Annotated in this window: 11 protein-coding genes; 3 read left to right on the forward strand and 8 right to left on the reverse strand. The window is 59.4% G+C overall.

Annotated features, from left to right (window positions below):
• Positions 1-182: 182 nt before the first annotated feature.
• Together VNL17_07580 and VNL17_07585 are read left to right on the forward strand one after the other, a co-directional pair.
• On the forward strand, positions 183-1,034 hold the full coding sequence (locus VNL17_07580) for an AAA family ATPase (protein ID HXI83937.1): 852 nt from the start codon (positions 183-185) through the stop codon (positions 1,032-1,034).
• Positions 1,031-1,657, forward strand: coding sequence for a hypothetical protein (locus tag VNL17_07585; protein ID HXI83938.1), 627 nt, complete (start codon positions 1,031-1,033; stop codon positions 1,655-1,657). Before VNL17_07580 ends, VNL17_07585 begins: the two co-directional genes overlap by 4 nt.
• A gap of 10 nt (positions 1,658-1,667) precedes the next feature.
• On the opposite strand, the gene VNL17_07590 is transcribed toward VNL17_07585, so the two are convergent.
• From VNL17_07590 to dnaK, 7 genes are all read right to left on the reverse strand, one after another.
• Positions 1,668-2,186, reverse strand: coding sequence for a hypothetical protein (locus VNL17_07590; protein ID HXI83939.1), 519 nt, complete (start codon positions 2,184-2,186; stop codon positions 1,668-1,670).
• 83 nt (positions 2,187-2,269) lie between these two features.
• Positions 2,270-4,228, reverse strand: a complete 1,959-nt coding sequence (locus tag VNL17_07595; GenBank protein HXI83940.1) for a hypothetical protein — start codon at positions 4,226-4,228, stop codon at positions 2,270-2,272.
• An 11-nt stretch (positions 4,229-4,239) separates the two neighbouring features.
• Positions 4,240-4,689 carry an SsrA-binding protein SmpB gene (smpB, locus tag VNL17_07600; GenBank protein HXI83941.1) on the reverse strand — a complete coding sequence of 150 codons (450 nt, stop codon included), beginning with the start codon at positions 4,687-4,689 and terminating at the stop codon, positions 4,240-4,242.
• Positions 4,690-4,739: 50 nt separating this feature from the next.
• On the reverse strand, positions 4,740-4,979 hold the full coding sequence (locus VNL17_07605) for a DNA-directed RNA polymerase subunit omega (protein ID HXI83942.1): 240 nt from the start codon (positions 4,977-4,979) through the stop codon (positions 4,740-4,742).
• A 127-nt stretch (positions 4,980-5,106) separates the two neighbouring features.
• On the reverse strand, positions 5,107-6,741 hold the full coding sequence (groL, locus tag VNL17_07610) for a chaperonin GroEL (protein ID HXI83943.1): 1,635 nt from the start codon (positions 6,739-6,741) through the stop codon (positions 5,107-5,109).
• Between the two features lie 31 nt (positions 6,742-6,772).
• Positions 6,773-7,060 (reverse strand): co-chaperone GroES, encoded by a 288-nt coding sequence (groES, locus tag VNL17_07615; GenBank protein HXI83944.1) that lies wholly within the window; start codon positions 7,058-7,060, stop codon positions 6,773-6,775.
• Positions 7,061-7,176: 116 nt separating this feature from the next.
• Complete coding sequence (gene dnaK / locus VNL17_07620) at positions 7,177-9,132, reverse strand: molecular chaperone DnaK (protein ID HXI83945.1); 1,956 nt, start codon at positions 9,130-9,132, stop codon at positions 7,177-7,179.
• 235 nt (positions 9,133-9,367) lie between these two features.
• Here dnaK and VNL17_07625 point away from each other — a divergent pair, with 235 nt between their 5' ends.
• Positions 9,368-10,330 (forward strand): D-glycerate dehydrogenase, encoded by a 963-nt coding sequence (locus tag VNL17_07625; protein ID HXI83946.1) that lies wholly within the window; start codon positions 9,368-9,370, stop codon positions 10,328-10,330.
• On the opposite strand, the gene pdxB is transcribed toward VNL17_07625, so the two are convergent.
• Entirely contained in the window at positions 10,317-11,441 is a 1,125-nt protein-coding gene (gene pdxB, locus VNL17_07630) for a 4-phosphoerythronate dehydrogenase PdxB (GenBank protein ID HXI83947.1), read from the reverse strand. The two genes, VNL17_07625 and pdxB, sit on opposite strands and share 14 nt — an antisense overlap.
• Between the last annotated feature and the right edge of the window lie 49 nt (positions 11,442-11,490).

The raw sequence follows: 11,490 nt of genomic DNA on the forward strand, positions 1-11,490 counted from the left end.
GTAGAATTGTGCAGCATTACAAACAGGTTCGTTTGGCGCAAAAACGACATCACGGCCGGCGGAACACGAACCCAAATCCGGGGAACCGCGGGAATCAACAAGGTGTCAAATGGGTTGTATGAGACGGCTTGTCAGGAGGCGGGGGAGGGTGGTAGCATCCGCGGGAAGCTGGAGCGAGGGCGATGTATAAAGAATTCTACGGACTGCGCGAGTATCCGTTTAACATGACGCCGGACCCGGCGTTCCTTTTCCTGAGCCGCCATCATCGCGTCGCTTTGGACGTCCTCCTTTACGGTATTCGCGAACGCAAGGGGTTCATCGCGATCACGGGTGAGGTTGGCGCGGGGAAGACGACGCTCTGTCGGGCACTCCTCAATTCGCTCGACGCCAAGACCAAGACCGCGCTGATCCTGAATCCGTCCTTGTCCGATTCGCAGATTTTGCGGGCGATCACGGACGAGTTCCGTCTGCAGCCCGCGAAGACGACGAAGAAGGATTTGTACGACTCGATCAACGGGTTCCTGTTGCGCGAGCTTGCCGCCAACCACAACGTCGCGTTGATCGTTGACGAGGCACAGAACCTCAAGCCGAGCGTGCTGGAGCAGATCCGCTTGCTCTCTAATCTCGAAACCGAGAAAGAGAAACTCCTGCAGATTATCCTCGTCGGCCAGCCCGAGCTGGCAGAGATCCTCGACCGCGACAGCTTGCGCCAGCTCAAACAGCGCATTTCACTGCGCTATCACGTTGCGTCGCTCGCTCCCGAGGAAATCGGCGAATACATCGACCACCGCCTGCGCGTGGCCGGTGGGGACGGCCGGATCCAGTGGGCGCCGGAAACGTTGACGTTCATTTACTCCTACTCGCGCGGCATTCCGCGCCTGATCAATGTGCTGTGCGACAAGGCCCTGCTAGCCGGCTACATCGCCGAGACCTTTGTCATCGACGCGCGGAACATCAAGCGCGCCATTGAAGACACCGAGTGCAAACTGCCCGCAAGTGCCGTCGAGCGGATGGCGGAGGTGGCCGCCGAATGAGCCTGGTTCACGAGGCGCTTCAGAAAGCCGAGCGCGAAAAGCGGCGCAAACTTGGCACGATGCCGAGCGCGCCTGTTTCTCCGGGCGCACCGCACCCGGCTTCGACGCCGGTCTTTCACGCGCCCGTCGCAACCGCACCGGTGGTTTCCGTTGCGCGCCCGGTGATGTCCCACAGCCCGGCCGCGCCTGTCGAGGAGCCGCAAAAGACGAACAACGTCCTCCTGCCCGCGCTGATCGGTTGCGTTGCCATCGTGGCGACAATCGCGGTCGTCTTTCTTGTGAGCAACGCGACTTCCGTGCTGCGGCAATTCAAGGAGAGTCCATCCATCGCCGCGTCGGCCGCTCCTGCGCCAGCGGCAAAATCGACATCATTTGCCGCGTCGTCGCCAGTCGATTCCCCGGCTCAAACCCGCGTCCCGCCTCCGGTGGTGTCGGTCGCCGATGAGTCAAGCTACAAGCTCAGCGGCATCATGAAAGACCCCGATGGCAAACGTGTTGCCGTGCTCGATGGCCGGGTCGCGTACGAAGGGTATTTTATAGACGGCGCGACAGTGAAGAAGATCGAGACAGACCGCGTGACCCTCGATGTCAAGGGCCAGGACCTTGTACTCCGCCTCTACTGAGGACCGCTTGCTAGTGAAGCTTCCAGCGGATCAGGATTCCCGTGAGTTCGTTGACGATGATTGTCGGTGGAGAATCCGCCGATCTGATCTGGTCCGGGTGGTCGAGGCGATGGTCCGAGGGTGGGGGAGCATGCGGGTCGGGCATCCGTTTGTCCTTGAGCCAGCGCGGCTGAATATCAATGCCCGCATCGGTGAAAGCCTTGTCGCCTGTGATGAGGATGGCGTTGGCGCCAGCGGCGGCGGCGGCGAGGGAAGCGTGCTTCACGGCCAGGTCTCCGCTGGCGGAAACTGTGCCGAGTACCTCGTAGGGCCGGTCGGGCAACTGGTCGTAGATGGGGACACCACCCCGGCCAATCTCGGTGGGAGTCACGTGCTTATCCGAACGAGGCCAATCCCGCTGTTGGCCCGTATAGGGAGCGTACGCGGCCTTTCTCAGCGCTTTTTCGGACGACACGGCCTCGGTCACCGGGCCGCTGGATAGAATAATGAGAGCGGGAACCGAACAGAGAATCAACGCAGTAAGCTTCATGATGCATGACCTCGCTTTCGTTGCCCCATTATTTCGGATGGTGACGGCGGGTGTCAAGCCACCGTTGCGGCGAACCCGGTCCTCTACGGCTTCTGGTTGGCAAAATTGATTTTGAATTGGGCAGGTAGCTGCGATAGCGCGACCCATTTCTGGGCCGAGTCCGCGTCAATCTTGAACCATTGATTGGCCACCTGTTGCGCCGCGTTTTGCCAAATACCGTTGTCCTGAATCGTGTCCACCAACTTGGCGGCAGCGGCGGGATTGCTTTCCACCAATTGTTGGGCGACGGATTGGGCGGATTGGTCATGCGCCTTGCCGTCGGGAAGACTGTCCACCCATTTGGCGGCCCCGGTGGGATCAGAGTTGGCCCATTGGCCGGCGATTTGAATGGTCAGGTTGTCCTGGGTTTCACCGCCGGATAATTGACCGACCCACTTGGCGGCGGCCTGGGGATCCAGACGGCTCCAATTGGCGACGAGCGTGTTGGCGCCCTGGGTTTTCTCCGCTCCGTCTGGCAATTGGTTGACGAAAGCGGCAGCGGCTTGGGGATCAGAATTGACCCACGTGGACACGAGAGATTGAACGACGCGGGCGCGTGTCGTGCCTGTCGGCACGTTCAGGGCCCATGCCCGGGCCGCGGCGAGATCGCTGTTTGCCCACTGCGATGTGATGTTGGCCAACAGATTGTCCTGTTGCGGTCCCGCTGGCAGGCTGAGCGCGAAGGCAACGGCTCCGCCGGGGTCGGTTTGCGCCCACACGCCGGCGACGCTTTGGAGGGCGTTTTGTTTTGCGGTGCTATCGGGGAGTTGTTTCACCCAGTTGATGGCGCTGGTGAGATCGTTTTGCGCCCACTGCCAGGCGAGCTGCTGGTAGAAGTTCGCGTTGTCTTGCGTGAGTGGAAGAGTGCCAAGCAGGCCGGCCGCGCTCTGTGGATCGTTGTACATGAGTGAGAAAAAGGAACTCGTAACAGCGCTGTGTTTGGCAGCCCCATCGGGCATGGATTGAATCCACGCGACCACGGCGGTGGGATCCGACTGTGCCCACGCGCTTGCAACGGCGGAAATCGCCTGGTTGAGTGTGATACCGGGCGGCTGTTGAACCGCCCAGGCCGCCGCAGCCTCTGGGTCTCTCGACGCGTAAGCCCCGAGGGCACTTTGGACCGCCTGGTTTCGGGTGTTGCCGGCGGGAAGACTGGCCGCCCAAGCCAATGCCGCGTCTACATCCTGATTTGCCCAAGAGTAGGCGATGCTGCCGACAGCTTGATCGCGCTCGCGACCGCTCAGTTGGAGCGCGGCGGTGGCGGCCTCCGCAGGGGACTGGTTGGCCCATCCACCAAACAATTGATAGATCACACCTTGGCGTGATCGACCAGGGGGCAGGCTGTTCATCAGCGTGATGGCAGCCTGCGGGTTCGCAATGGAAAGAGTCGAGGCAATAGCACCGATGGCTTGATCTCTGGTTCGCCCGGCGGGAAGCTGTTTCGCCCAAGCGGTGGCCGCCGCTGAATCATTCTCAGCCCAGCCAGCCAGAACATTCGCGATGACCTGGTTGCGTTGGTTAAAATTACTCAGCGTCTGGGCAAATGCGAGGGCACTCTGCGGGTCGATCCGTCCCCAATGGGCAGCAAGTGCGTAGAGGGCAGCGTACCGGCCAAGGGAGTCGTTATTCTTCAGGCACAGGTTGATGGCTTCAGGGAACTGGTTGGTGCCAAGACCACCGAGCACCTGATAAATCTTCCCAAGATCCCAACGGTTACGCGACGCCCGCAACGCGGCTTGGAGATCAGCCATGGTGGATCGCGTTATTGGGGCCGCGTTGGTCTCGCTTCCAGTGTCCAAAGAGGCGCCGATGGATCCCACGTTGCGCGAGCTTGAAGGGTTCATACCCGGTGTGAATGAGGTGGAGCCGGGTGTGCGGGGCTCAAGTGATGGGTTGGCTGTATTGGTTGCAGCCCTGTGGAGAAGAATGGTGGCGCTGAATAGCCCGATCCCGAAGCAGACCAGCCCGACGATGGACGCGGCGGTCATGGCTTTCCGATTCATGGTCAACTCCTCTATTTCGTCCGGTCGCGCAGGGCGCGCTGAATCTCCCGGTCGGCGGTCTTGCGTTTCAGCGTCTCGCGCTTATCGACCTGGGACTTGCCCTTGCCGATGCCAAGTTGGACTTTGGCGTACCGCTTGGTGAAGTAAATCTTCAGCGGAATGATCGCCATGCCTGCGGTGTTGATCTGATTGCCGAGACGAACGATTTCTTTTTTATGGAGCAACAGGCGGCGGGGACGGAGCGGATCGACGTTGTTGCGATTGCCGAATTCGTAGGGATTGATGTGGGCGTTGTACAGCCAGCACTGGCCGCGCTCAACGCGGGCGAAGGCTTCGTCAATGGAAGCGCGGGCGTTGCGGAGGGATTTGACCTCCGTGCCCTTCAACTCAATGCCCGCTTCGCAGGTCTCGGTGATGAAATAATCGCGGCGGGCTTTATGATTGAGAATCTGTGAAGCCATCGACGGCCAGTATATTGGCCGCGCCCGCGCAATCCCAACTTAAAAACGCGCTACTCGACAGGGAGCGCCGGGGCTTGCGGCAGAACCTCGGCATCGGTTGGGAATTCGTACCCGAGCTTGCCTTCGCTGATTTCCTTCAGCGCGATCTCGGACATATCCATCCGGGGATCGGTTTGCGTCAGGGGCCGATGTCCCTGCGCAAGTTGGCGCACGCGCCGCGACACGAGGTTGATAAGCAACTCAGGGTTCGGAATAGTTAGTTGTGCCGGTTCCAAAAATTTACTCTTCATTCGTAAGGGGAGTTTGACTATAGGGGAATCGGTTTGCATGGACAAGCCTTATTTTCCTTTTAAAAAGGGCGGGGACGGCCGCTGAGACCGCCCCCGCACCTCGGGTTGTTAGTGAATTACGACCGCCTTAGTAGTCCATGCCGCCCATGCCGCCGCCCGGAGGGCCGCCCATGGGTGCCTTTTCCTTCTCAGGCACTTCGGTGACGCAGCACTCGGTGGTCAGCAAGAGACCGGCGATGCTCGATGCGTGTTGCAGGGCGGAACGGGTGACCTTCGTCGGGTCGATAATGCCCGCCTTGCCCATGTCCACGTATTCGAGCTTGTCCACGTCGAAGCCTTCCCAGCCTTTGCGGGCCTTCAACTCCTGGACAACGAGCGAACCTTCCCAGCCGGCGTTATCGGCCAACTGACGCAACGGTTCCTCAAGCGCGCGTTTGACGATCTCGGCGCCAATCGCCTCGTCGCCCTTGAGCCGGAGCTCATCGAGCGCCGGAATCGCGCGGATCAATGCCGTGCCGCCGCCGGGGACGATTCCCTCTTCGACAGCTGCGCGGGTCGCGTGCAATGCATCTTCAACGCGCGCCTTCTTTTCTTTCATTTCGGTCTCGGTCGCCGCGCCGACGTACACCACGGCCACGCCGCCCGCCAACTTGGCGAGACGTTCCTGCAACTTCTCGCGGTCGTAGTCGCTGGTGGTCTCTTCGATGGCCCGGCGAATCTGGTTGATGCGGCCCTGGACATCGGACTGCTTGCCATTACCCTCGACGATGGTCGTGTTTTCCTTGTCGATGATGATGCGCTTGGCCCGGCCGAGATCGTCGAGTTCGACTTTCTCCAGCTTGATGCCGAGATCTTCGCTGAGGAACTTACCGCCCGTGAGGATGGCGATGTCGTTCATCATTTCCTTGCGACGATCACCGAAGCCAGGAGCTTTCACCGCCGCCACGTGGATCGTGCCGCGCAGTTTGTTGACCACGAGGGTCGCCAGCGCTTCGCCTTCGACATCTTCGGAGATGATCAACAGCGGTTTGCCGAGCTTCGCGGTCTTCTCGAGCAACGGCAGCATGTCCTTGAGGCTGCTGATCTTCTTCTCGTTGATGAGGATGTAGGCGTCTTCGAGGATGCACTCCATCGACTCGGGGTTGGTCACGAAATAGGGCGAGAGATACCCCTTGTCGAACTGCATACCCTCGACAACGTCGAGTGTAGTCTCAATCGACTTGGCTTCTTCGACCGTGATCGTGCCGTCTTTGCCAACCTTGTCCATCGCATCGGCAATGATGTTGCCAATGGTCTTGTCGCCGTTCGCGGAGATCGTCGCGACCTGCATGATTTCGCTGCGGTCCTTGACCTTCTTGCTAATCTTGTTGAGGTGCTCGACTACCGCTGTAACAGCCTTGTTGATGCCGCGCTGTAACGCCATCGGATTGGCGCCCGCGGTCACGTTGCGCAGGCCTTCGCGGTAAATGGACTCGGCCAGAACCGTCGCGGTGGTCGTGCCATCGCCGGCGATGTCGCTGGTCTTGCTGGCGACTTCGCGCACCATCTGGGCGCCCATGTTCTCGTACGGATCTTCCAGTTCGATTTCCTTCGCCACCGTCACACCGTCCTTGGTGATGGTTGGCGAACCAAATTTCTTGTCGAGGACCACATTGCGGCCCTTCGGTCCGAGCGTGACCTTGACGGCCCGGCTCAGTTTCTCGACTCCGCGCAACAATGCCTTGCGCGCGTCTTCATCAAACAACAATTGTTTTGCAGCCATGTTAATTCGCTCCTTAAATTACCGTTTCGCGTTATTCCAAAATCCCGAGGATCTGACTCTCTTCCATGATCAGATACTCTTTGCCATCGATCTTGATCTCCGTGCCACCATACTTGCTGATCAGCACGCGATCACCCTTCTTCACCTCAAACGGAATGAGTTTCCCGTCCTCATCGCGCTTGCCGGTGCCCAGGGCGACTACCTTGCCCTCCTGGGGCTTCTCTTTGGCGGTATCCGGAATGATGATTCCGCCCTTCTTCACTTCCTGCTCTTCAACCGGCTGCACCAGCACCCGATCGCCCAATGGTTTTACGCTCATCGTTTTCTGCACTCCTGTTGGTTCGTGTTGTTGTAGCGGCGGTCTGCGACCGTCGCCTCGGTTAAATCGGCGCTCACAGAGCGCCGCTACAAAATGAATGCGGTGTCGCTACCGCCTCACTTCTTCTTGTCGTCGTCCACCATTTCGAAATCGGCGTCCACGACCTCGCCTTCTTTGCCGGCGGGCTTCGCTGGCTCCGCCGACGCTTCGGGCTGGGGTCCGGGCCCACCGGGGGCCGCGCCGGCACCGGACTTCTCGCGCGCCTTCGCGTAGATGTCCGATGAAACCGCGTGCCACACTTCGGTCAATTGTTCCTCGGCGGTCTTCATCGCATCGAAGTTCTCAGTCTTGAGCGCGTCTTTGACCTTCGCCAACGCGTCTTCCAGTTTCTTGCGTTGGTCATCATTGATGAGGTCCTTGTGCTCCTTCATCAACTTCTCGGTCTCGTACACACGCGCATCGCTACGGTTCTTCAATTCGACCTGCTCGCGGAGTTTCTGGTCTTCCTCGGCGTGCGCCTCCGCTTCCTTCCGCATCTTCTCGACCTCTTCCTTCGAGAGGCCGCTCGATGCCGTGATGGTGATCTTCTGCGATTTGCCCGTGCCGAGGTCCTTCGCGCTGACGTGCAGGATGCCGTTGGCATCGATGTCGAACCCGACTTCAATCTGCGGCACGCCTCGCGGCGCCGGTGGAAGGTCCGTCAGGTGAAACCGCCCAATCGTCTTGTTGTCGCGCGCCATCGGTCGTTCGCCCTGCATGACGTGAACTTCGACGCTGGTCTGGCTGTCGGCCGCGGTCGAAAAGATCTCGCTCTTACGGGTGGGGATCGTCGTGTTACGGGGAATGAGCGGGGTGAACACGTTCCCCAACGTCTCGATGCCGAGAGACAGCGGCGTTACGTCGAGCAGAACGATGTCCTGTTTGACCTGACCGGTGAGGACGCCGCCCTGGATGCCCGCGCCAATCGCGACGACTTCGTCGGGATTCACGCCCTGGTGCGGCGCTTTGCCAATGAGCTTGCGCGCGGTCTCAACGACCTTTGGCATACGTGTCATACCGCCGACGAGCACCAGCTCGTCCACTTTCGACATGTCGAGCTTGCCGTCACGCAAACAGGCTTCGACGGGAGGAACCGTGCGCTCAATCAATTCATCGCAAAGTTGTTCGAGTTTCGCCCGCGTCAGCTTCTTGACGATGTGCTTCGGACCGCTGGCGTCCGCGGTGATGAAGGGCAGGTTGATCTCGTATTCCATCGCGCTGGAGAGCGCGATCTTGGCCTTCTCGCTTTCTTCTTTGATGCGCTGTAGTGCGTCGGGTTGCTTTTTCAGATCGGCCCCGGTCTCCTTCTTGAAGTCGTCGATGATCCAATTCATCACGCGCTCGTCGAAGTCGTCACCGCCGAGATGCGTGTCGCCGTTGGTGGCGAGCACTTCGAAAACGCCGTCGCCGATGTTTAAAAGGGAAATATCGAACGTGCCGCCACCGAGGTCGTACACGGCGATATGCTCATCCTTCTTTTTGTCGAGGCCGTAGGCGAGCGAGGCCGCGGTGGGTTCATTGATAATGCGCAAGACTTCCAGCCCGGCAATCTTGCCGGCGTCCTTGGTGGCCTGGCGCTGGGCGTCGTTAAAATATGCGGGAACGGTGATGACGGCTTGCGTGATCTTTTCGCCGAGGTAGGCTTCGGCATCGGCCTTCATCTTGCCCAGAATCATCGCGGAAATTTCGGGTGGCGTGAAAGTTTTCTCTTCGCCGCCGACCACGACCTTGACGCCGGCGTCGCCGTTGGAGGCGCGGACGACCTGATAAGGGACGCGCTTGCGCTCCATCTCGACCTCGTCGTACTTGCGGCCCATGAAACGCTTGATTGAATAGACGGTGTTCGTCGGATTGACGACACCCTGGCGCTTGGCGGCCTGACCGACCAGCCGCTCGCCGGATTTCGTGAACCCCACGATCGATGGTGTGGTGCGTCCGCCTTCCGCGTTGGGGATGACGACCGGCTCGCCTCCCTCCATGACCGCCATACAGGAGTTGGTTGTTCCTAAATCGATTCCTAAAACTTTTGCCATTGTAGTGGTGCTCCTCTCCGAGCATTGAAAATCCGCCAGTTCCTTTAGCAATGCCAATGCCATGAAATTTATTTTGTGTGCAAGCTATTATTGCGCAGTTTGTTAGGAAACATCCAACAAGCGAAGCAGGTGCGCCATGTCTCAGTCCATGTCACACATCTTCGACTTCCACTGTCTCACACGCGCCATCGTGTCACAGCTTGACCAGCCCATTGCTGATGGTCAGAATCGCCGCATGAGTTGGAATGTCTTCGTGACCCGCCGCATCCCGCCCGAGGGCATCGATCTGCTTCGCCAAAGCGGCGTGGACATCCGCTTGCACGACGAAGAAACGCCTTTGCCACGCACTGAACTCCTGGCGCTAGCGCGCTCCTGCGACGGTGTCGTCATCGGGGGTGGCGAACGCGTCGATGCTGAATTCCTCGACGCGGCGCCAAAACTTAAAGTCGTTTCCTGTATCGCGGTCGGCTACGACAACGTCGATCTCGCGGAGGCCACACGCCGCCGAGTTCTTGTTACCAACACACCCGATGTCCTCACCGATGCGGTCGCCGATCTCACGTGGGCGCTTATCCTTGGTGTCGCGCGCCGTGTCGTCGAAGGCGACGCTCTCACTCGTTCCGGTAAATGGCAGGGCCTGTCGCCCACGCTATTGCGCGGCGTCGACGTGGCGGGCAAGACCCTCGGTATCGTCGGGGCCGGCCGCATCGGCGCGGCGGTTGCCAAACGCGGCACCGGTTTTTCGATGCGCCTGCTGTATTTTGCGCGCAGTACGAAGCCCGAGATGGATGCGCTCGGCGGCAGGCGCGTCTCCTTCGATGAGGTTCTGCGAGAATCCGATTTTCTTTGCGTCCATGTCCCCTTGACGCCCGACACGAGGCACCTGTTCGGCGCGGCAGAGTTTCGGAAGATGAAACCAATGGCGTTTTTCATCAACATGGCGCGCGGCGCGGTGGTCAATGAGGCAGCGCTGGTGCAGGCGTTACGCGAAGGTTGGATCGCGGGCGCGGGACTGGATGTTTACGAGCACGAGCCGCAGATCAGCCCAGAATTGGCGTCGATGCCGAATACCCTTTTACTGCCTCACCTCGGCAGTGCAACCATCGAGACGCGTCGTCGCATGTCAATCCTGGCGGCAGAGAATCTGCTGGCGGTGCTGGACCGTCGCCCGTGTCCGAACGTCGTTAACCCTTTTTGAAACCAAGAGCTGCGAACTTGCGCTGCAGCCGGTCAGGAGCACCTGATAATACCGCGCTCATATTAAAGAACTCACGCCGCACAGGATATTCTGCACGAAGTTTGTCGAATCGACAGACATCCGTGCGCAACGCTGTATCGTCCGCTGAAATGTTGTAAACACGTTCGATAACGCCCCGCAATACGTCTTCATCGTCCTCCTCGTTGCGAAAGTGGGCTTTGAAACGCGGTTCCGGCGGCGGTGGCAGTATCGGCTCCCAACCGGGTTTGACGCCAAAGGATTCGCAAAAAGCGCGATAGATCATTCGAGTGCCATTCACCTTGCCGTCAAAGCTGTAGCCCGCGATGTGGGGTGTGCCGATGTCGATAACGTCCAGCAACTCTGGTGAAATGTTCGGCTCATTTTCCCAGACATCCAGCACAACACCTCCAATCTTTCCCCCATCAATTGCTTTGAGTAGATCTTTGTCGTCAATCACAGCACCTCGTGAGGTGTTAATAAGAATCGGCAGTCGGTCTTCTAAAGCAGCGAGCGCATCCCTTGCGACCAGATGGTACGTGGAGTGCGCGCCCGATTTTGTGAGTGGGACATGCAATGAAATGATGTCCGCCTCGGAGAGTACCCGATCAATCGCGACATAGTCACGGAGACGCTCAGCGCGCGCGCGCGGCGGATCGTTCTGGAGTACGCGCATGCCAAGCGCCTCGGCATTGCGGACAACGCGTGAGCCGACGTGACCCACGCCGATGACCCCCAGCGTTTTGTCGCGGAGTCGAAATCTCTGCCGGTGGGCCATTTCCAGCATGGCCGCCACCACATATTCCGCCACGGAATTCGCATTACTGCCCTGGGCGCTGGCAAAGCCGATACCCTCCGCGGATAGGTATGCTTGATCGACATGGTCGGTGCCGATGGTGGCCGTGCCAACAAATTTCACCGAACTGCCATCCAGCAACGCGGCGTTCACCGGAGTGACCGACCGGACGAGCAGCGCATCGGCGTCGCGCACCGATCCAGCCGTAATCTCGCGCCCGGGCACCAGCCCCACCTCGCCCAGGGGGCCAAATGCCTCCTGCACGAGGGGGATATTTGGATCGGCGACAATTCTCATATATAAATGATACAATCAGTCTAACAATGATTTTGGCGTTTGACGATGG

The sequence above is a fragment of the Verrucomicrobiia bacterium genome (assembly GCA_035577545.1).
Taxonomy (GTDB): Bacteria; Verrucomicrobiota; Verrucomicrobiia; order Palsa-1439; family Palsa-1439; genus Palsa-1439.

What these genes read in the sequence shown, in the direction of transcription:
- VNL17_07605 (HXI83942.1), bottom strand. Translation starts at nt 4,979, where the DNA reads ATGAAGAGTAAATTTTTGGAACCGGCACAACTAACTATTCCGAACCCT.
- pdxB (HXI83947.1), bottom strand. Translation starts at nt 11,441, where the DNA reads ATGAGAATTGTCGCCGATCCAAATATCCCCCTCGTGCAGGAGGCATTT.
- VNL17_07595 (HXI83940.1), bottom strand. Translation starts at nt 4,228, where the DNA reads ATGAATCGGAAAGCCATGACCGCCGCGTCCATCGTCGGGCTGGTCTGC.
- dnaK (HXI83945.1), bottom strand. Translation starts at nt 9,132, where the DNA reads ATGGCAAAAGTTTTAGGAATCGATTTAGGAACAACCAACTCCTGTATG.
- groL (HXI83943.1), bottom strand. Translation starts at nt 6,741, where the DNA reads ATGGCTGCAAAACAATTGTTGTTTGATGAAGACGCGCGCAAGGCATTG.
- VNL17_07625 (HXI83946.1), top strand. Translation starts at nt 9,368, where the DNA reads ATGAGTTGGAATGTCTTCGTGACCCGCCGCATCCCGCCCGAGGGCATC.
- VNL17_07590 (HXI83939.1), bottom strand. Translation starts at nt 2,186, where the DNA reads ATGAAGCTTACTGCGTTGATTCTCTGTTCGGTTCCCGCTCTCATTATT.
- VNL17_07580 (HXI83937.1), top strand. Translation starts at nt 183, where the DNA reads ATGTATAAAGAATTCTACGGACTGCGCGAGTATCCGTTTAACATGACG.
- smpB (HXI83941.1), bottom strand. Translation starts at nt 4,689, where the DNA reads ATGGCTTCACAGATTCTCAATCATAAAGCCCGCCGCGATTATTTCATC.
- VNL17_07585 (HXI83938.1), top strand. Translation starts at nt 1,031, where the DNA reads ATGAGCCTGGTTCACGAGGCGCTTCAGAAAGCCGAGCGCGAAAAGCGG.
- groES (HXI83944.1), bottom strand. Translation starts at nt 7,060, where the DNA reads ATGAGCGTAAAACCATTGGGCGATCGGGTGCTGGTGCAGCCGGTTGAA.